This window comes from Consotaella aegiceratis (assembly GCF_036541425.1).
Taxonomy (GTDB): Bacteria; Pseudomonadota; Alphaproteobacteria; order Rhizobiales; family Rhizobiaceae; genus Consotaella; species Consotaella aegiceratis.
Genome location: NZ_JAZHFT010000020.1, coordinates 43,676 through 61,462, shown reverse-complemented (window position 1 = coordinate 61,462; position 17,787 = coordinate 43,676). Strand labels below are relative to the sequence as shown.

Sequence of the window (17,787 nt, the reverse complement as noted above, 5' to 3'; positions counted from 1 at the left end):
CAAAATGCAAAACGGGCCGCGCAAGGCGGCCCGTCCGTCGCAAAAGCTGTGTCCGCCGGATGGCGGCGACGCTTCAGCCGGCGTTGGCCAGCGCGATCGCGGTGTCCGACATGCGGCTCGAGAAGCCCCACTCGTTGTCGTACCACGACATGATGCGCACCATGTTGCCGTCGATCACCTTCGTGCCGTCCATGTGGAAGATCGAAGAGTGCGGATCGTGGTTGAAATCGCTCGAAACGTTCTTGTCGTAGGTGTAGCCGAGAACGCCCTTCAGCGGGCCGTCGGCCGCAGCCTTGATCGCGGCCTGAATCTCCTCGACCGTGGTCGCCTTCTTGGCGATGAACTTGAAGTCGACGACCGACACGTTCGGGGTCGGCACGCGGATGGAAACGCCATCCAGGCGGCCCTTCAGCTCAGGCAGCACGAGAGCGACGGCCTTCGCGGCACCGGTGGTGGTCGGGATCATCGACAGCGCCGCGGCGCGGCCCCGGTAGAGGTCCTTGTGCAGCGTGTCGAGCGTCGGCTGATCACCCGTGTAGGAGTGGATCGTCGTCATGAAGCCCTTGTCGATGCCGACGGCGTCGTTGAGCACCTTGGCGACCGGGGCAAGACAGTTGGTCGTGCACGAGGCGTTGGAGATGATCTTGTCCTCGGCCGTCAGTGTTCCGTGGTTGACGCCGTAGACGATGGTCTTCTCGCCGCCCTCGGAGCTCTTCAGCGGACCGGAGATCAGCACCTTCTTGGCGCCGGCTTCCAGATGGGCGGAGGCCTTCGCCGGATCGGTGAAGATGCCGGTGCACTCCAGCGCCACGTCGACGTCGAGTTCCTTCCAGGGGAGCTCCTTCGGGTCGCGGATCGCGGTGACCTTCATCGGCCCCTGGCCGACGTCGATCGTATCGCCTTCGACCTTCACGTCGAAGGGGAAACGGCCATGGACGGAGTCGTAGCGGATGAGGTGAGCGTTGGTCTCGACCGGCCCGAGATCGTTGATGGCCACGACCTGGATGTCCTTGCGACCCTGCTCGAGGATGGCCCTGAGCGTCAGGCGACCAATGCGGCCGAAGCCGTTGATAGCAACGCGAACTGCCATTGTGTTTCTCCTTCGGTGTGTATCTCGCACGCGACGAGCCCCATTGAGCAGCCCGTCAAGGATGACTTGAAAGACCTAAATGCGAGGCGATCGCATCCGGCAATCGTCGGCAAGCCGTCTAGGCGCATTTACTGAGCGTGTAAAGCGCGCAGAAAGACGCGGTCTAATCGTTTTTATTCCGTTCAGCCTTGACCGCGGCGACGACCGCATCGGCCGTGATTCCGAAGTGCTCGTAGAGGTCGTCGATCTTGCCGCTGGCGCCGAAGCCGGTCATGCCGACGAAGATCCCGTCCTCGCCGATGAAGCGCTCCCAGCCCTGCTTGATGGCGGCTTCGATCGCCACCCGGATCGTACCCCTCGCCACGATGGACGCCTGGTATTCGGGGCTCTGCGATTCGAACAGCTCGAAGCACGGCACCGAAACGACGCGGGTGGCGATGCCGTCGGCTTCCAGCTTCTTGGCGGCATCGACGGCGATCGATACCTCCGAACCGGTGGAGAAGAGGGTCACCGCGGCATCGCTCGATGCTGCGACAAGTTCGTAGGCGCCACGCGCCGACAGGTTCGCATCGCTCGCCTCGAGGCGCACCGTCGGCAGGTTCTGGCGCGACAGCGCCAGAAGCGAGGGCGCATTCTTCGTTTCGAGCGCGATCTGCCAGCATTCGGCGGTCTCGACCACGTCGGCGGGACGGAAGACCTGGAGCTTGGGCATGGCGCGCAGCGCTGCTAGGTGCTCCACCGGCTGGTGCGTCGGCCCATCCTCGCCAAGCCCGATCGAATCGTGGGTCATGACGTAGACGACGCGGATGCCCATCAGTGACGACAGGCGGATCGAGCCGCGGCAATAGTCGGAAAAGGTCAGGAAGGTGCCGGAATAGGGGATCAGCCCACCGTGCAGCGCGATGCCGTTCATCGCCGCCGCCATGCCGTGCTCGCGGATGCCGTAGTGCACGTAGCGACCGTCGAAGGCGCCGGGGGCGATCTCCTTGAGCTGCTTGGTGAGCGTGTTGTTGGACGGGGTCAGGTCGGCCGAGCCGCCGACTGTCTCGGGCAGCACCTCGTTGATCACGTCGAGCGCCATCTCTGACGCCTTGCGGCTGGCGACCTTCGGCTTGTCCTCGACGAGCTGAGCCTTGTACTTGGCGATCGCCTTGGCGAAGCCGCTCGGCAGGTCGCCGCGCATCCGCCGCTCGAACTCGCCGCGCGTCTCCGGATCGAGCGCCGCCAGGCGCTTCTCCCAGTCCTTGCGCTTGGTCACCGAACGCAGACCGGCGAGCCGCCATTGGTCGAGCACGTCGGAGGGAACCTCGAACGGCCCGTATTCCCAGCCGAGTGCCTCACGCGTCGCCTTCACCTCGTCGGCGCCGAGCGGCGAACCGTGCGACTTCGACGTCCCGGCCTTTTTCGGCGCGCCGTAGCCGATGGTCGTCTTGCAGGCGATCAGCGTCGGGCGGTCGCTCTGGCGCGCCTCCTCGATGGCGCGGGCGATGTCGTCATAGTCGTGGCCGTCGCACGACAGCGTGTTCCAATGGCTGGCGGCGAACCGGCCGAGCTGGTCGGTCGAGTCGGAGAGGTCAAGCTTGCCGTCGATGGAGATGCCGTTGTTGTCCCACAGCACGATCAGCTTCGAAAGCCGCAGATGGCCCGCGAGCGCGATCGCCTCCTGGCTGATGCCCTCCATCAAGTCGCCATCGCTGGCGATCACGTAGGTGTAGTGATCGACGACGTCGTCGCCGAACTGGGCGTTGAGAATGCGCTCGGCGAGCGCGAAGCCGACCGAATTGCCGACGCCCTGGCCGAGCGGGCCGGTCGTGGTCTCGATGCCTGCGGCGTGGCCGTATTCGGGATGGCCGGCGGTCTTCGAGCCGAGCTGGCGGAAGCGCTTGATGTCCTCGATGCCGATATCCTCGTAGCCGGTCAGGTAGAGCAGGCTGTAGAGCAGCATCGAGCCGTGCCCGGCGGAGAAGACGAAGCGGTCGCGGTCGGGCCAGTCGGGCGTCTTGGGATCGAAGGTCAGAAAGCGGGACACGAGGACCGTGGCGACGTCCGCGGCCCCCATGGGCAGCCCGGGGTGGCCCGAATTCGCCGCCTCGACGGCATCGGCCGCCAGGAAGCGGATCGCATTGGCCATCCGTCGAAGCTTGTCGTGAGACATCATGCTGAACTCTCTGTCGGTGGCTGGAAAAGAGCCTCTTGGCCCTGTTGTTTGGTCGGCAGACATCATAAGGCCCCGACGCTGTCAACAAAAGCGCCAGAGCGGCGATCGTGGCCCCGGATAATTTCTGTTGGGCAGGCAGTGGCTTATTGTTGAAAGCGACATTGATGGTTGCACGTCGCGGCCGAATGGCGCAGGGATACAGGCATGCCGTGGTCACGGTCTCATAGGATTCTTTCGCCGGTTCGCGTGTGATGCCAGGGGGAACGGACATTTCCGCTAAGGAAACGCTCGAAGATGCGACGGGACGCCTGGCGACGGCGATCAAGCGCCTGGAAGGGGTCGTCGACGACAAGCTGCAAAGCGGCGCTTTGGCCTTCGACGCCAACGAAGAACTGCAGCGCATGGCCGCCGACCGGGCGAAGCTTGCGGGACAGCTCGACGCGGCGCTGGCGCGCGGCGAGCGCCTGGAGCAGGCGAATCGCGAGGTCTCCAAGCGCCTGGTGAGCGTGATGGAGACGATCCGCGTCGTGCTCAATCGCCACAAATCCGGATAGTGGGCAGAGGTCGAGGGTGTAGGGTGCCTCAAGTTGTCGTCACCATCGATGGAAAGACCTACCGCATGGCCTGCGCGGAAGGCGAGGAAGAGCATCTCGCCGAGCTGGCCCGCGATGTCGACGGCCGCATCGCCGAACTGCGGACGGGCTTCGGCGAGATCGGCGATCAGCGCCTGACGGTGATGGCCGCCATCATGGCGGTCGACGAACTGTCCGAAATCCGCGGACGGATGGCGGATCTAGAAGAACGGCTCGCGGCGGCGCAGGCGGCCAGCGGGTCGCCGGAGAACAGGGCCGACACCGACGCCGAGATCGCCCGCCAACTCAACGACGCCGCGGCCTCGATCGAGCGCATCGCCGGCAAGCTGGCCAGCGTCGGCGACTGACATCGGCTTATTTCATGGCCGCCCCCTGGCGCTGGGCCCATGGTCGGCCTATCTTTGGCGTCGGCGGGCTGCGCGGTACGACAGGCGTAACTTTTCCCCGGGGCCTTAGTCATTCCGAAGGGAGCTGTCCCTGACTCGGCCCGTGGGCCGGGATATACGGCGCCCACCTACTTTGTAGGTTCCCGGGATCGACTTCGACCATCGGCCGAGGTGGCTCGCCAACTTCCTTCTTCCCTCTGATTCGACGGGCCGACGTGGTTGACGCGGCGGCGCGCGCCTGCGAACGAATCCGCATGACGGTCTCCTCGGCTCTCTCCCAGGACAAGGCGCGCGTGCGGCGCGAGGCGCTCGTCCGCCGCGACGGGCTCGATGCCGCCTATCGCGCCGAGGCTTCGCTGGCCATCGCAGCACGCTGTGATCAGGATCTCGCTTTCGAAGCCGGCACCGGCATCGCGGGATTTCTGCCGATCCGCTCCGAAATCGATCCGCGGCCGCTGATGGCGATGCTGGAAGCGCGCGGCGCCCGGATCGCGGTGCCGGCGATCGTCGACGATGCCCTGCAATTTCGCGAGCATGTTCAGGGCGTGGAACTCGTCCCCCAGGGCTTCGGCACCTTCGCGCCGGGCCCGGCGAGCGCGACGATCGAGCCCGCCATCCTGCTGATGCCGCTCGCCGCCTTCGATCGGCGGGGCGGACGCATCGGCTATGGACGGGCATTCTACGACCGGGCCGTCGCCGCTCTGCGGGCCAAGGGGTTCGATCCGTTTCTCGTCGGCCTCGGCTTTGCCGTCCAGGAGGTGGACCACGTGCCCACGGAGCCGCACGACGTGCCGCTCGGCCTCGTCGTCACGGAACGCGAATCGATCCGCCCATCGCCGCGCCCCACCACTGACCGCTGATGCCGCCGGGGCTCGCGGTCGGGCCACCGACGGCGCGGCGTTCCGGCAGAGGGGCCGCGACGATCATCGCCCAGTAATGGGTGCCGCCCGCCGCCGGGCGCGCCGCTGCCAGGCCGACATGGATGGCGCGCTTGTTCAGCAAATTCTCGCGATGATGCGGCGAGTTTTCCCAGCCGATCAAGGCGTCGTGGAAGGTCAGGTAACCGCGCCCGAGATTTTCCGACGTCGCCTGCCACTGATAGCCATGCGATTCGATCCGGGAGGGCAGTTTGCCGTCGATATCGTGGTCCATATGGTCGACGGCGGCCATCGTTTCGGCCTGGGCTTCGGCCGCGTCCTGCAGATGCGGTTCGAAGGTGAGGGGGCCGAGGCCGTTCTGCGAGCGGAAGGCGTTGATTTCGGCCAGCGCCTGGGTTCGATCGAAGGCGACGGGGCTGGTCGGTCCGCGATCGCGAAAACTTGCACAGCCCGCCAGCAAGGCGATGCAGGCAAGGCAGGCGAGCGCCGATGTCAGGAGAGCATGGGGTCGATGAAGCATGAGAACGATGTCGGATCGGAGGCTGGTGCCTAGCTGACGCCTTTGTCTTATCGCTCCTATAGGGATATGGCGCGAACAAGGCGTCCACGAGCGGCGATGGCCGTAACGTTGGAAAGTCGAATCGACGTTCGAATCCCCTCGACCGCGTCAGAGGCCGGTGCGAGGGGATGCAAATGTCGCAAGCGGACCACTAGCTGTCGTGGATGCAACGGTCGACGAGAAGGATATTGCCGTGATCGAACTCTACACCTGGACGACGCCGAACGGCGAAAAGCCGATCATCATGCTGGAAGAGGTGAAGCTCGACTACGAGCTGCACATGGTGAATATCGGCGCGGACGAGCAAAGGCGGCCCGAGTTTCTCGCCATCAGCCCCAACGGCAAGATCCCAGCGATCGTCGACAAGGACGACGAGACCGGCATTCCCATTTTCGAGTCCGGCGCGATCCTCGTCTACCTTGCCGAGAAGGCGGGGCAGCTGCTTCCCGCGTCCGGGGAGGAGCGGGCCGAGACTCTGTCCTGGACTTTCTTCCAGGCCGGTCACATCGGGCCGATGCTGGGCCAGTGGTTCCACTTCAAGAACCGCGACGAGCCGATCGCCTACGCCGTCGAGCGATTCCGCACCGAATCGCTCAGGTCGATGGGGGTGCTGAACGAACGGCTGAAGGATCGGGATTTCCTCACCGGCACCTATTCGATCGCCGACGTCATGAACTTCAGTTGGGTGAAGGGCGGCATGGCAGGACTGAAGGACTACGGCACCGGCGATTTCACGGCGCTTGCGGCCTGGGTCGAGCGCATCGGCGCCCGTCCCGCGGTCAAGCAGGCGCTGGAGAAGCTCGCCGCCGCCAAGCGCGAGCACGAGTGATGCGGTTCCTCTTCCTGGGCGACATGGTGGGGCGCACCGGCCGCACGGCCGTCTTCAACCGGTTGCCGGGTCTGGTTTCGGACTTCAAGCTCGATTTCGTGGTGGTCAACGGCGAGAACGCGGCCGGCGGCTTCGGCATCACCGAGGACATCTTCTCGCGCACCCTGGAGGCGGGGGCCGATGTGGTGACCACCGGCAATCACGTCTGGGACCAGAAGGAAGCGCTCAGCTTCGCGCCGCGCGCCGAACGCTTCCTGCGGCCCGCCAATTTTCCAGCCTCGACCCCCGGCCACGGCTCGGGGCTCTACGAGGCCCGGAACGGCGCGCGCGTTCTCGTCGCCAACATCATGGGGCGCGTCTTCATGGCCCCGGATCTGGACGACCCGTTCCGCACCGCTGCCGATGTGGTCGAGGCCTGTCCGCTGGGCGAGCAGGCGGATGCGGCGATCGTCGATTTCCATGCCGAGGCAACCAGCGAGAAGATCGCCATGGGGCACTTCCTGGACGGACGGGTCAGCGTCGTGGTCGGCACCCACACCCACGTGCCGACGGCCGACCATCAGATCCTGCCGGGCGGCACCGCCTTCCAGTCCGATGCCGGCATGTGCGGCGATTACGATTCCTCCCTCGGCATGGACAAGGAGGAGCCGCTGAACCGCTTCGTGACGAAGATCTCGCAGCGGCGCATGGAGGCGGCCAGCGGCCCGGCCACGATCTGCGGTCTGGCCGTCGAGATCTCCAATCGCACCGGTCTGGCCGAGCGCGTCGCGCCGCTCAGGCTCGGGCCACGGCTCGACGAGACGGTGCCGGATTTCTGGTGAGCGGAGGCCTTGTGCTGGGCGCAATTCTTCCCATCTAGCCAGCGCCGGTTCCTCGTGCCTCGGGACGTCCGATGCCTGACATGTTCGCCTTCCTCGCCGATCCGGCAGCCTATGCCGCCCTCGTGACGCTGGTCGTCATGGAGATCGTGCTCGGCATCGACAATCTCGTCTTCATCTCGATCCTGACCAACAAACTGCCCGCCGATCAGCGCGGCCGCGCCAGACGGATCGGCATCTCGCTGGCGCTCATTCTTCGCCTCGGCCTGCTCTCGATGGTCTTCGTCATCGTGCATCTGACCGATCCGCTATTTGAACTGTTCGGTCACGGCTTTTCCTGGCGCGATCTCATTCTCATTGCCGGCGGCCTGTTCCTGGTGTGGAAGGCGACGCGCGAGATCCATCATTCCGTCGACCCTGCCGACGGGCCCGAGGACATGGTGGGCGGCAAGGTGGCGATAGGCTTCGGCGCGGCGATCGTCCAGATCCTGATCCTGGACCTGGTGTTCTCGATCGATTCGATCATCACCGCTGTCGGCATGACCGACGAGGTGGGGATCATGATGATCGCGGTTGTTCTCGCCGTCATCGCGATGATGATCGCCTCGGGGCCGCTGTCGCGCTTCATCGCCGCCAATCCGACCATCGTCATGCTCGCGCTCGGCTTCCTTTTGATGATCGGCATGACGCTGATCGCCGATGGCTTCGGCTTCCACGTGCCCAAGGGCTATATCTACGCCGCGATGGCGTTTTCCGCTCTGGTGGAAGGGCTCAACATGCTGGCGCGCCGCAAGCGGCGGAAGGACGAGAAGCAGGGGATTCCTCCGGCGCATTGAAGGCCATGGCCCTGCGCCGGCGCCGCGCCGATGCCCGGCAGAAGCGGCATGTCGCCGCCCGGCTTGGGGTTCGAACTGGCATCCTGGCTCGGTAGCGCTAGGATTGGGACCACCGGCCGCCCAGAAGCGTAATCAGAGAGTGCCATGTCGAACACCGTCCCCGAACAGCCGCCTGAAACGCCGCAGGACATGTGGTGGCTGCATGTCGACGGCCAATCCTATGGACCCTATGGACGCCACGACGTCGAGATGCTGCTCAACGAGGGGCGGATCGGTTACGACACGCTGGTCTACGACCAGGCGGGCGAAAGCTGGCGTCCGATGGTCGAGATCGACGGCTTGAAAGACCTCTACCGCGGCCCTCCGATCGAAGCGGCGCGTCCCTCTTCTCCTGCGGTCGAACCGACCGACGAGCGCAAGGCGTCCGTCGACGAACGCCTGTTCGGCCGCGAAGCGCGCCCGCCGCGGGACGACGCGTTTCGGCCGGCTCGCTCGGTCGAGCGGACGACGGCACAGCACCGTCCGGTCAGCGCGGGCCTGCCCCAGAACCATCGATTCGCCGGGTTCTGGATCCGCTTCGCGGCCTATTGCATCGATACGCTGATCCTTATCGCGATCGCTGCGCTGATGGGCGGAGTGCTCGGCAGCATGCTGGCGGTTCAATCGACGTCCGAGACCATCGACGGCGACATCGAGCAGCTGGCCCCGATCCTCAATCTCGTCGGCATTGCGATCAACGTCGCCTATTACGTGCTGCTGCACGGCGGCCCCTGGCAGGCCACGGTCGGCAAGCGCGCGCTCGGCCTGCGGGTCATCAAGCGGGACGGCGGGAGGCTCGGCTACGGGCTTGCCTTCGCCCGCTGGCTGGCGATGCTCGTATCGTCCTTCACCTTGCTCATCGGCTTCTTCATGGCCGGTTGGACCGAACAGAAGCGCGCCCTGCACGACATGATCTGCTCGACCCGCGTCATCTATGACGACAGGTGCCGATAGACCACGAAGCCTCGGGCGGACAGAAACGAGCTTCGAAACGGCCTTCTGCGCTCGAAGTCGTCTGCCCGAACGCTAACTGAATGGCTCACTGACGACGAAGATGTCGAGTGTTGGCCATGCCGGCAGACAAAACGCGGCTCACGGTCCCGGAACAGGGGTCATACCCCAGCTTTTGGCGAATTCGCATCGACGGCCGACCGGACGCCCTTTACGGCCGGAGGGCGATAGCGTTGCTGCTCGATCAGGGGACAATCGATTACAGCACGCCCGTCTTTGATCCCGTCGCTGGAGCCTGGCGATCGATTGTCGACATCGAGCCGCTGAAGCATCTCATTTGGGGGTCGACGTCGGAGGAAGAAGCCGCAGGTCCGGCGCCACAACCTGTCGCTCCAACGGTTGCCGATCTTTATCGGTTCGCAGGTTTTTGGATCCGCATCGCGGCCTGGATCATCGACCTTGCGGTGATCTTCCTAGCGTTTGTGGTGCTCGCAGTCGCCGTTACTTACGCAATCGACTTGGCCCCGGCATCTGACCTGATCGACCTCTATCCGGCAGACCTGGAATTGGTGTACGGGCTGCTGTGTGTCTTGGCTATGATCGGCTACTATGTCGTACTGCACGGCGGTCCAAGGCAGGCGACGTTCGGAAAACGCGCCGTTGGCATTCGCGTCATCAAGTTCAATGGAGAAGATGTCGGCTATGGCTTGGCATTGCTTCGTTGGATATGCATGGCGCTCTCGCTGATGAGCTTTTTATGCTTTATCTTCATGAATAATTGGAATCGCTATAAAATTACTATGCACGATTACTTCTGTTCGACCTTCGTCGTCTACGACGACTGGCGCGGCTGAAAAGCTCGCGACCGCCGGGCAGGCACCCCGACTGCATGTCACTCCGGCTTGTGGCAGACAGCTTCGATGTTGTTGCCGTCTGGATCGAAGACGAAGGCACCATAGTAGTTCGAGTGGTAATGCGGACGCAGGCCCGGCGCCCCGTTGTCACGGCCGCCCGCTTCGAGCGCCGCGGCGTGGAAGGCATCGACCGCGGCCCTGTCCGGCGCGCTGAAGGCGACATGGACCGCCGTTGCCGGCATCGGCCCGTTGCCGATCCAGAACCATGGCTTGCCGTCCTTGCCGAAACCGGCAAAGCCGCCGGCCTCGTCGCCGTCCATCACGACGGTCATGCCGAGTGGCGCCAGCGCCGCCTCATAGAATGCCCTGGCTCGGGCGAAATCCTTGACTGCAAAACCGACGTGATCGAGCATCGGACCCTCCACGAGGCCAAGAGGTCTCGACAGGCACCGGGCCGGGCCCCTGCGGCGATGCCGTCAGACACCCTGCAGAATTATCACGGTCGGCCGGTCCGGCAATGAGCGCATTGACACGGTGAAGCTCCGGGAGCCGAGCTGTTCGACGGCAAAGTCCGGCAACTGGTCGACGAAGCGCTGGATCGGGCCGGCGAAGCGATGCATCGGCAGGATGATCGACGAGCGCAGGCGCTCGGCGATTTCGCCCATGCCCTCCTGACTGAGCGTCATTGATCCGTCGACCGGCACCATGACGATGTCGAGCCGGCCGATCGCCGCAAAATCCTCGTCGGTGAGCCGGTGGTGGAGATGCCCGAGATGGCCGATGCAGAGGCCGGCGATCTCGAAGACGAAGATCGAATTGCCGTCGCGCTCCATCGCGCCGCCGAAGCTGCGGATGTCGGTGGGCACGTTGCGGACGTAGACGTCGTCGACGGTGAGCGCGTGATGCGCCGCGCCGCCCTCGGGATTCCAGCCGCGTAGCACGTAATCGATGCCGGGATCGGGAAAGTTCGTGTAGTGCGAACTGTGCGCCTTGTTCATCGTGACGATGGTGGGCAGCCCGCCGGGAATGGTGACGCCCGCATAGTCGGTGGCGATGCGCACGCCGCCGGCGCTTTCGATCAGATAGGTCGAGTGCTGCACATAGGTGATCTCGACTTCGTCACGCTGCAACGCTGCCAGTCGCAGCGGCGCCGCGTCCCGATCGGGCTCGAAGGAGGCGAAGGTCGCCTGCGGAAGCCGGTCGGCGAGCGCGTAGCAGGTGCTCGGGACCATTTGCGCCGAAGCGGGGACGGCCGGCAAGAGCGCCAGGACCAGGGCGATGAAACGGTAGACCATGCGCGGGCCTCGCGGTTCGTGGGGCTGCAGGCATTCCCACCAAGCCTACCATCGCGCCGCGCGCCGGCCGTTCATATTCGAGTGAAGCGTGCGGACCTCAGTTCTTGAGCTGGTCTTCGACGTCCTCGCCGGGCAGGGCATCTGCAGGAGCCGTCGGCCCCTTGAGCATGACGCCGTTCAGTTTCACCGATCCGTCCGGCGCCGCCTCGATCAGCCAGCGCACGCTGCCGTCCTGCTGCGTCTCGGCAAACCCCTTGGCCATGGAGACGAAGCCCAGCGCCTGGAAGGCCTGCTGATTGTCCGGGCCGGCCTGCTGCAGGCTGGTCATCACGGCGTCCAGCCCCTCGGCCCTGACGTCCACCGTCGCCTGCGGCGTCGCGTCGGAGAACCCGATCTCGCCGGAAACGGAAATGCGGTAGTCCTGCCCGACGATACGCGATGGTTCGATGATCACATGCGGCGGGGTGTCCCGGAACAGAGCCTCGATCTGCGCCTTGGCGTCTTCCGACAGAGGCGACGACCGGTTCAGGTCGAAATCCTCGATCGCCAATCGCACGGGCGTATCGAGATCCGTGTCGTCGAGACTGAGAGCCAGTTCGAGATCGGACGGTATGAGCGAGAGCGCCCAAGGCGGCACCTGGTCCGATGAGGTGGCGAAACCCTCGGCGCCGAGGGTGTAGGTGTAGCGTCCGGCGGTCTCGATGCCGTCGGCGACAAGACGACCATACGCCTTGTCGACCGAGAATTGGCCGGCCGGCGTCTCGACGTCCATCCCGTTGAAGGCAAACGTGCCGTCCATCGTATCCCAGAGCGGGAGAAGCGCGCGCAGCTTGTCCTTCAACTCGTCCTGGGAGGCTTGCAGATCCTCCTTGGCAGCATGAGCGAGGACGAAGCTGTAGACGTCGAGGACGGCTCGGCTTTTCAGCGCCTTGCCGCTGCCCTCGGCGTCGAGGCTCGCTGCTTTCAGCACGATGGGCACGGTCTGATCCGGATTGGTCGGATCGACCGCCATGTCCATGTGCTCGGAGAAATCCTCGACGGTCTGGGAGTAGACGAAATCGACCGCACCCTGGCCGGCTTCGGTCGCGGTCATGTCGAAGGTTTGAGGGCCTGTCGTCGCCGTCACTTCGCCGCTGACGTCCGTCTGCCGCATTTCGGTCTTCCCGACGGTGCCCGACAGGGACCGGAAGGTGGCCAGGGCGGGCGAATAGACGCCCGAGAAATCGATCGCGCCGAGGTCGTAGTCGATCGACGAGTCGCGGCCGCCATAGGCGAGCCCATAGCTGAACGACATGGGATCTTTGCTCTCCACCAGCCAATTGCCGTCCGCCTGCTCACTGATGTGGAACGACCAGGCCGGGATCGTCACATCGGCGGTAAAGGCCAAAGGCTCCGCCGCGCCGTCGGCCGGCTTCGTCGCGTCGTCGGAACCCGACGCCACGGAATAGGTCGTGTCGATGGCGACGGTGACGCGATAGCCCGAGGCGTCCGGCTCGACCGTGACGTACCCCTTGTCGAACGCTTGCGGGCTGATGACTTGGGCGAGATCAGCGCGCAGCTTTTCCGCGCCGGCTTCCGTGCCTGGTTTTGTCGCAGAAGCGTCCTGTGCCAGCGCTGGCGAAGCACAGGCGAAGGCAGCGGTCAGTATGATCGTGCGATGGACGAGCATGGGTTCCTCCCGACGGCTGTCGCTGCCGCATCTAGAGCATCGGTCGACAGACTGACAGTCAACCGGTCGGTGTATAGCAGGCACGCGCAGCAGTTGCGCAAGCCCGAATGGCCGGGAATGGCAAACGAAATGAAAAGAGGTCTGTTTACGAGCGCTTCTGGACGTTTCGCCTCGTCTTTTCTATATGTCGGCCACTTTCAGCACGATCGACCGGACACTCTATGGCTGGCCATTCACAGTTCAAGAACATCATGCATCGCAAGGGCCGGCAGGACGCGGCCCGTTCGAAGCTCTTCTCCAAGCTGGCGCGCGAGATCACCGTGGCGGCCAAGACCGGCACGCCCGATCCCGACATGAACCCGCGCCTGCGCCTGGCGGTGAACAACGCCAAGGCGCAGTCGATGCCGAAGGACAACATCGAGCGGGCGATCAAGAAGGCGTCGGCCGCCGAGGGCGAGAACTACGAGGAAGTGCGCTACGAGGGCTACGGGCCGGGCGGCGTTGCGGTGATCGTCGAGGCGCTCACCGACAACCGCAACCGCACCGCCTCCAACGTGCGCTCCTACTTTACCAAGTCGGGCGGCTCGCTCGGCGAGACCGGCTCGGTGTCGTTCATGTTCGATCGGGTGGGGGAAATCGTCTACCCCGTCGACGCGGGGGACGCCGACGCCGTGATGGAAGCGGCCATCGAGGCCGGAGCCGACGACGTGGAGTCGAGCGAGGACGGCCACACGATCATCACGGCTTTCGAGGACCTTGGCGACGTCGCCAAGGCGCTCGAGGCCTCGCTCGGCGAAGCCGAGAGCGTCAAGGCGATCTGGCGGCCGCAGACTGGCACGCCGGTCGACGAAGAGAAGGCGCAATCAGTGATGCGTCTGATCGCCAATCTCGACGACGACGACGACGTGCAGAACGTCTATGCCAATTTCGAGGTCGACGACGAAGTGATGGCGCGGCTTTCGGCCGCCTGATCCCAAGTCCGGCTCAAGCGAACAGGATCCAGCGGCGGCCGACCGGCCGCCGTTTTGCGTTCAGCCCGCACTTGCTCCGGAACGGGGCGGATCGGTAATCCCGGTATCCTCATAGATCTCGGCCAGCGGCAATTCCGCGTCGATCTCCGGCAGCGCGATTTCCGCGCTCAGCCCTTCGACGATCTGCGAGCGCCAGCCTTCGGCGTGACGGCGCCAAACGATGATCTCGGCCGACTCGGATGCGATCAACAGCACGACGGCAATGCTCTCGTGCTCCTTATACTCTTCGACCTTGCGAAAGCGGTCGAATGCCATGGTTGAGGGTGACAGAACTTCGATCAGGACTCGCGGTTCAGCCGCTTCGAGTGAACGGCTCTGACCGCGCTTGCAATCCACCAAGATGTCTGGTCGGCGAACATTGCCGTTCGGATTTCGGACGGCAATGTCGTCAGTGTGAGGCCGGCAGGGCTTTCCACGCAGCTGATTGGCGAGCAGACGCAAAACATTAACGACGATATCGTCATGCCGAAGCGATGCGCCGGTCATCGCCTTCGGCGTCAGGACGGGAAAGCCGTCGACAAGCTCGTAGTTCCGGTCCCGCTCGGCCTGCCAGACGAAGAACTCGTCGGGTGTCATCCGTCGCTGCTGGATCGCTTCGCTCATGCGCGTGCTCCGATCGTGGCGACAGCAGGATACCACTCAATGTCGGACGAGGTGAAGGCGAAGGCCGAAAGGATCAAAGCGTCTCGGCCTGCCTCGCCTCTGCGGCAGGAATGATCGCCTCGGACACCAGTCGATGGAGTTCGCGGACATAGCCGCCACGGCCCGAGGGATGCGTTTCGTCGGAGGTGATCGCGACGGTCAGCGCCAGGTCCGGCACCACATAGATCATCTGTCCGCCATAACCCCAGCCATAGCGCACGGCGTGGCCGGCGAACCGATCGAGAAACCAGCCGTAGCCGTAAGCAACGCCGGTAAAGCGGGAGCGTGTGCGCGGCTTCCATGACTTCTCGATCCAGTCTCGCGGGATGATCCTGTTGCCGTCGGCATCCTGGCCGCCGCGACGGTAGATCTCGCCGAAGACCAGCAGAGAGCGCGGGCTCATCGCCATCTGGTTGCCGCCGAGATAGATGCCCTGGGGATCCCGCTCCCAATCGGCGATCCGAACGCTTTCCGGCAGCCAATCCCGCGCCAGATCCAGCGTCGAGCGCCCGCTTCGTCGCGACAGGATCGCCGACAACAGATGGCTGTTGCCGGTGGAATAGAGCATCGCGCCGCCTGGCTCGTCGTCGAACGGGCGCGACAGAGCGAAGCGGACCCAGTTGGCGCTGGCGATCCATCGCCCGTAGTTGCCGCCCGACGTGCGCTCCAGCCCCGCCTGCATCGATAGGAGATTGCCGATCGTGATCTCTCGAAGCCTCGGATCGGGATCGTCGGGCAGGTCGTTTGCCAGCAGCGGGGCAATCGTCTGGTCGGGTCCTTCGAGGACGCCCTCGTCGATGGCGATGCCGACCAAGGCCGAGATGACCGACTTCGAAGCGGACTTGATATTGGTCGGCGCTGTCGTGGAATGGCCGCGAAAGCCCTCCTCGATCACCGTCTCGCCGTGCTGGGCGACGATCAGCGTTTCGAGCGGGGCAAGTCCGCGAGCCCTTTCCACCGCTTGATCGAAATCGGCGGGGGCGTCGTTTTGGGGAAGGCTTGGGCTGCCCTCCTGGGCAAGGCCCGGGGCGACATACAGTGCGGCCGTGCCAGCCAGCAGGCCGGACAGTGCGCGACGACGGGTCAGGGATCGGGCAAGGGTCATGGGGGCCGAGATGGGGGCGCGTACGCCGGGCGAATAGGCGAGGTCACTGTCAGTTGATCGTTCGCCAGGATCGATTTCCAGTCGAAAGCGCCGGCGTATCGCGCGGAAGGCATGACGCGTTTCTCTTATGTTCACTTTTTGTCTGTCTTGTTCTGGTCGATTCGAACCGACTCGGCTAGGAATGGGAGATCAGTGAAATGGTGCAGGAGGCTCCCATTCGCGTCATCGGCATCGATCCGGGGCTCAGGCGGACGGGTTGGGGCGTGGTCGAAACGCTCGGCAACAGTCTGCGCTTCGTCGGTTCCGGCACCGTCACCTCGGATGCCACTCTGGACCTCGCCTCGCGCCTGCGGCAGCTGCATGACGGGCTTTCGGCGATCGTTCACGAGTTGCAGCCGGACGAGGCCGCGGTGGAGCAGACCTTCGTCAACAAGGACGCCACGGCGACCCTGAAGCTAGGCCAAGCCCGGGGTATCGCCATGCTGGTTCCGGCGCTCGCCGGGCTGCCGGTCTCCGAGTACGCTCCCAATGCCGTCAAGAAGACGGTGATCGGTGTCGGCCATGGCGACAAGAAGCAGATCCACATGATGGTGAAGGTGCTGATGCCCAAGGCGACCTTCGACACCGACGACGCGGCGGATGCATTGGCGATCGCCATCTGCCACAGCCATCACCGCCAGTCGGTCGCTGCACGCAGGGCGTTCGCTGGCTGATGTTCTTGACTTGTTCTTGTTGTGATCGTAGGTAATACCGAGGAGGTATTACCGATGCGTATTACGGAAAAGGGGCAGGTCACGATTCCCAAGGCAGTTCGGGATCACCTTGGCATCGGTCCCGGCAGCGAGGTGGATTTCATCATGACTCGCGAAGGTGTTCAGGTCGTCAAGCTCAACGGCGGCGATGGCCGGAGGCTGGGAGCTGAGGAGATCGAACGGCACCTGGCCAATATGCGCGGCACCATCGATACCGAGGGAATGGATGGACGCGCCTATATCGAGCGTTTGCGGGGGCCGCGTGACGACTTCGACGTTGGTTGATTCCAATATTCTGATCGATCTTCTGGGAACGGGGCCCCTGGCCCAAGGTTCGGTGGAAGCGCTTGTCGAAGCCTTCGGCCGTGGCGACATCGTTATCAGCGCCGTCGTCTGGGCTGAGATCGCCGTCCCTGGCCTTGCGGAAGAGCTTTTGCTCCAGAAGGTTTCGTGGCTGAGGCCACGGCGGGAGGCGTTGCCGTTCGAGGCGGCCTTTCCGGCTGGCTTGGCGCACCGGCGATACCGCGAACGCGGCGGGCGGAGAGAGCGCACGCTTCCCGATTTCCTGATCGGCGCCCACGCCCTGATCCGCGGCCATTGCTTGCTGACGCGCGACGCTTCGCGTTACCGTTCCTACTTCCCCGAATTGGACATCATTTCTCCGGACACGCATCCATGATCGGCAAGTTGAAAGGGACCGTCGACGAGATCGGCGAGGACCATGTGGTGGTCGACGTCCACGGCGTCGGCTACGTCGCCTTCTGCGGCGCACGAACGCTCGCGACCCTGCCGAGCGAGGGCGAGGCGGTGACGCTGTTCATCGAGACCTATGTGCGCGAGGACATGATCCGGCTTTACGGTTTCGCCTCCGCCGTCGAGCGGGGCTGGTTCCGGCTGTTGCAAAACGTGCAGGGCGTCGGCGCCAAGGTGGCGCTCGCCGTCCTCGGCACGTTGTCGGCCGGCGATCTGGCCAACGCGGTGGCGCTCCAGGACAAGGCGATGGTGGCGCGCGCGCCGGGCGTTGGGCCGAAGGTCGCGGCCCGCATCGTCTCCGAGCTGAAGGATAAGGCTCCGGCCTTGTCGGGTGGCATCGAGGGACCGGCGATGAGCCTGAAGCGCGATCTCGGCGACGGTGCTGCGCCGGCTCCAGTCGCGGATGCGGTCTCGGCGCTCGCCAATCTCGGCTATTCGCGCGAGCAGGCGGCGGGCGCCGTCGCCGCGGCAGTAAAGAACGGCGGCGAGGGGGCGGACGCCGCAAAGCTCATTCGGCTGGGGCTGAAGGAGCTGAGCCGTTGAAACGTC

21 protein-coding genes and 1 other RNA gene are annotated in these 17,787 nt (G+C 64.6%); 14 read left to right on the top strand and 8 right to left on the bottom strand.

Translation table 11 applies throughout. The annotated features are described in order from the left end of the window. Positions 1-73: 73 nt before the first annotated feature. The gene (gap, locus tag SMD10_RS14460) at positions 74-1,090 is read right to left on the bottom strand and encodes a type I glyceraldehyde-3-phosphate dehydrogenase (protein WP_331686412.1); all 1,017 of its coding nucleotides are present in this window, start codon (positions 1,088-1,090) and stop codon (positions 74-76) included. A 163-nt stretch (positions 1,091-1,253) separates the two neighbouring features. Continuing rightward, complete coding sequence (gene tkt / locus SMD10_RS14455) at positions 1,254-3,248, bottom strand: transketolase (RefSeq protein WP_331686411.1); 1,995 nt, start codon at positions 3,246-3,248, stop codon at positions 1,254-1,256. A gap of 269 nt (positions 3,249-3,517) precedes the next feature. Between tkt and SMD10_RS14450 the strand changes: the two genes are divergently transcribed. The 4 genes from SMD10_RS14450 (at position 3,518) to SMD10_RS14435 (ending at position 5,087) form a co-directional block, all read left to right on the top strand. Then, complete coding sequence (locus tag SMD10_RS14450) at positions 3,518-3,802, top strand: DUF4164 domain-containing protein (protein WP_432757248.1); 285 nt, start codon at positions 3,518-3,520, stop codon at positions 3,800-3,802. Between the two features lie 23 nt (positions 3,803-3,825). Beyond that, positions 3,826-4,188, top strand: a complete 363-nt coding sequence (locus SMD10_RS14445) for a cell division protein ZapA (RefSeq protein ID WP_331686409.1) — start codon at positions 3,826-3,828, stop codon at positions 4,186-4,188. Positions 4,189-4,250: 62 nt separating this feature from the next. Then, positions 4,251-4,409, top strand: a non-coding RNA gene (ssrS, locus tag SMD10_RS14440) — 6S RNA. 72 nt (positions 4,410-4,481) lie between these two features. Beyond that, positions 4,482-5,087 carry a 5-formyltetrahydrofolate cyclo-ligase gene (locus SMD10_RS14435; protein WP_331686408.1) on the top strand — a complete coding sequence of 202 codons (606 nt, stop codon included), beginning with the start codon at positions 4,482-4,484 and terminating at the stop codon, positions 5,085-5,087. Here the strand turns inward: SMD10_RS14435 and SMD10_RS14430 are convergent. Further along, a complete protein-coding gene (locus SMD10_RS14430; RefSeq protein ID WP_331686407.1) occupies positions 5,035-5,625 on the bottom strand; it encodes a CAP domain-containing protein in 591 nt (196 codons plus the stop codon). The genes SMD10_RS14435 and SMD10_RS14430 overlap by 53 nt on opposite strands. A 199-nt stretch (positions 5,626-5,824) precedes the next feature. Between SMD10_RS14430 and SMD10_RS14425 the strand changes: the two genes are divergently transcribed. From SMD10_RS14425 to SMD10_RS14405, 5 genes are all read left to right on the top strand, one after another. After that, positions 5,825-6,493, top strand: coding sequence for a glutathione S-transferase family protein (locus SMD10_RS14425; RefSeq protein WP_331686406.1), 669 nt, complete (start codon positions 5,825-5,827; stop codon positions 6,491-6,493). Continuing rightward, positions 6,493-7,314 carry a TIGR00282 family metallophosphoesterase gene (locus SMD10_RS14420; protein ID WP_331686405.1) on the top strand — a complete coding sequence of 274 codons (822 nt, stop codon included), beginning with the start codon at positions 6,493-6,495 and terminating at the stop codon, positions 7,312-7,314. Before SMD10_RS14425 ends, SMD10_RS14420 begins: the two co-directional genes overlap by 1 nt. A gap of 71 nt (positions 7,315-7,385) precedes the next feature. Beyond that, positions 7,386-8,147: a TerC family protein gene (locus tag SMD10_RS14415; RefSeq protein WP_331686404.1), complete on the top strand. Its 762-nt coding sequence runs from the start codon at positions 7,386-7,388 to the stop codon at positions 8,145-8,147. 144 nt (positions 8,148-8,291) lie between these two features. Next, positions 8,292-9,140 carry an RDD family protein gene (locus SMD10_RS14410; RefSeq protein WP_331686403.1) on the top strand — a complete coding sequence of 283 codons (849 nt, stop codon included), beginning with the start codon at positions 8,292-8,294 and terminating at the stop codon, positions 9,138-9,140. A 116-nt stretch (positions 9,141-9,256) separates the two neighbouring features. Further along, positions 9,257-9,991 carry an RDD family protein gene (locus SMD10_RS14405; protein ID WP_331686402.1) on the top strand — a complete coding sequence of 245 codons (735 nt, stop codon included), beginning with the start codon at positions 9,257-9,259 and terminating at the stop codon, positions 9,989-9,991. 38 nt (positions 9,992-10,029) lie between these two features. Here the strand turns inward: SMD10_RS14405 and SMD10_RS14400 are convergent, their stop codons facing one another. From SMD10_RS14400 to SMD10_RS14390, 3 genes are all read right to left on the bottom strand, one after another. Beyond that, positions 10,030-10,404 carry a VOC family protein gene (locus SMD10_RS14400; protein WP_331686401.1) on the bottom strand — a complete coding sequence of 125 codons (375 nt, stop codon included), beginning with the start codon at positions 10,402-10,404 and terminating at the stop codon, positions 10,030-10,032. Positions 10,405-10,467: 63 nt separating this feature from the next. Then, positions 10,468-11,286, bottom strand: coding sequence for an MBL fold metallo-hydrolase (locus SMD10_RS14395; RefSeq protein ID WP_331686400.1), 819 nt, complete (start codon positions 11,284-11,286; stop codon positions 10,468-10,470). 97 nt (positions 11,287-11,383) lie between these two features. Then, a complete protein-coding gene (locus tag SMD10_RS14390; RefSeq protein WP_331686399.1) occupies positions 11,384-12,955 on the bottom strand; it encodes a DUF2125 domain-containing protein in 1,572 nt (523 codons plus the stop codon). A gap of 221 nt (positions 12,956-13,176) precedes the next feature. On the opposite strand from SMD10_RS14390, the gene SMD10_RS14385 reads away from it, so the two are divergent. Then, positions 13,177-13,926, top strand: a complete 750-nt coding sequence (locus tag SMD10_RS14385) for a YebC/PmpR family DNA-binding transcriptional regulator (RefSeq protein ID WP_331686398.1) — start codon at positions 13,177-13,179, stop codon at positions 13,924-13,926. A 60-nt stretch (positions 13,927-13,986) separates the two neighbouring features. On the opposite strand, the gene SMD10_RS14380 is transcribed toward SMD10_RS14385, so the two are convergent. Together SMD10_RS14380 and SMD10_RS14375 are read right to left on the bottom strand one after the other, a co-directional pair. Beyond that, entirely contained in the window at positions 13,987-14,562 is a 576-nt protein-coding gene (locus tag SMD10_RS14380) for a Uma2 family endonuclease (protein ID WP_331686439.1), read from the bottom strand. A gap of 100 nt (positions 14,563-14,662) precedes the next feature. After that, positions 14,663-15,733: a serine hydrolase domain-containing protein gene (locus tag SMD10_RS14375; RefSeq protein ID WP_331686397.1), complete on the bottom strand. Its 1,071-nt coding sequence runs from the start codon at positions 15,731-15,733 to the stop codon at positions 14,663-14,665. A gap of 197 nt (positions 15,734-15,930) precedes the next feature. Between SMD10_RS14375 and ruvC the strand changes: the two genes are divergently transcribed. The 4 genes from ruvC to ruvA are packed head-to-tail and all read left to right on the top strand — an operon-like array spanning position 15,931 to position 17,781. After that, positions 15,931-16,446: a crossover junction endodeoxyribonuclease RuvC gene (ruvC, locus tag SMD10_RS14370; RefSeq protein WP_331686396.1), complete on the top strand. Its 516-nt coding sequence runs from the start codon at positions 15,931-15,933 to the stop codon at positions 16,444-16,446. Positions 16,447-16,500: 54 nt separating this feature from the next. Further along, on the top strand, positions 16,501-16,770 hold the full coding sequence (locus SMD10_RS14365) for an AbrB/MazE/SpoVT family DNA-binding domain-containing protein (protein ID WP_331686395.1): 270 nt from the start codon (positions 16,501-16,503) through the stop codon (positions 16,768-16,770). Further along, positions 16,748-17,164, top strand: a complete 417-nt coding sequence (locus tag SMD10_RS14360; protein WP_331686394.1) for a type II toxin-antitoxin system VapC family toxin — start codon at positions 16,748-16,750, stop codon at positions 17,162-17,164. Before SMD10_RS14365 ends, SMD10_RS14360 begins: the two co-directional genes overlap by 23 nt. Beyond that, positions 17,161-17,781 (top strand): Holliday junction branch migration protein RuvA, encoded by a 621-nt coding sequence (gene ruvA / locus SMD10_RS14355; protein ID WP_331686393.1) that lies wholly within the window; start codon positions 17,161-17,163, stop codon positions 17,779-17,781. Before SMD10_RS14360 ends, ruvA begins: the two co-directional genes overlap by 4 nt. Positions 17,782-17,787: the final 6 nt, after the last annotated feature.

Excerpts from the sequence above, each read along its gene's own strand:
- ruvC (WP_331686396.1), top strand. The coding sequence starts at position 15,931 with ATGGTGCAGGAGGCTCCCATTCGCGTCATCGGCATCGATCCGGGGCTC.
- tkt (WP_331686411.1), bottom strand. The coding sequence starts at position 3,248 with ATGATGTCTCACGACAAGCTTCGACGGATGGCCAATGCGATCCGCTTC.
- SMD10_RS14435 (WP_331686408.1), top strand. The coding sequence starts at position 4,482 with ATGACGGTCTCCTCGGCTCTCTCCCAGGACAAGGCGCGCGTGCGGCGC.
- SMD10_RS14390 (WP_331686399.1), bottom strand. The coding sequence starts at position 12,955 with ATGCTCGTCCATCGCACGATCATACTGACCGCTGCCTTCGCCTGTGCT.
- SMD10_RS14405 (WP_331686402.1), top strand. The coding sequence starts at position 9,257 with ATGCCGGCAGACAAAACGCGGCTCACGGTCCCGGAACAGGGGTCATAC.
- SMD10_RS14420 (WP_331686405.1), top strand. The coding sequence starts at position 6,493 with ATGCGGTTCCTCTTCCTGGGCGACATGGTGGGGCGCACCGGCCGCACG.
- SMD10_RS14415 (WP_331686404.1), top strand. The coding sequence starts at position 7,386 with ATGCCTGACATGTTCGCCTTCCTCGCCGATCCGGCAGCCTATGCCGCC.
- gap (WP_331686412.1), bottom strand. The coding sequence starts at position 1,090 with ATGGCAGTTCGCGTTGCTATCAACGGCTTCGGCCGCATTGGTCGCCTG.
- SMD10_RS14380 (WP_331686439.1), bottom strand. The coding sequence starts at position 14,562 with ATGACACCCGACGAGTTCTTCGTCTGGCAGGCCGAGCGGGACCGGAAC.
- SMD10_RS14375 (WP_331686397.1), bottom strand. The coding sequence starts at position 15,733 with ATGACCCTTGCCCGATCCCTGACCCGTCGTCGCGCACTGTCCGGCCTG.
- ruvA (WP_331686393.1), top strand. The coding sequence starts at position 17,161 with ATGATCGGCAAGTTGAAAGGGACCGTCGACGAGATCGGCGAGGACCAT.
- SMD10_RS14410 (WP_331686403.1), top strand. The coding sequence starts at position 8,292 with ATGTCGAACACCGTCCCCGAACAGCCGCCTGAAACGCCGCAGGACATG.
- SMD10_RS14365 (WP_331686395.1), top strand. The coding sequence starts at position 16,501 with ATGCGTATTACGGAAAAGGGGCAGGTCACGATTCCCAAGGCAGTTCGG.
- SMD10_RS14400 (WP_331686401.1), bottom strand. The coding sequence starts at position 10,404 with ATGCTCGATCACGTCGGTTTTGCAGTCAAGGATTTCGCCCGAGCCAGG.
- SMD10_RS14395 (WP_331686400.1), bottom strand. The coding sequence starts at position 11,286 with ATGGTCTACCGTTTCATCGCCCTGGTCCTGGCGCTCTTGCCGGCCGTC.
- SMD10_RS14430 (WP_331686407.1), bottom strand. The coding sequence starts at position 5,625 with ATGCTTCATCGACCCCATGCTCTCCTGACATCGGCGCTCGCCTGCCTT.
- SMD10_RS14385 (WP_331686398.1), top strand. The coding sequence starts at position 13,177 with ATGGCTGGCCATTCACAGTTCAAGAACATCATGCATCGCAAGGGCCGG.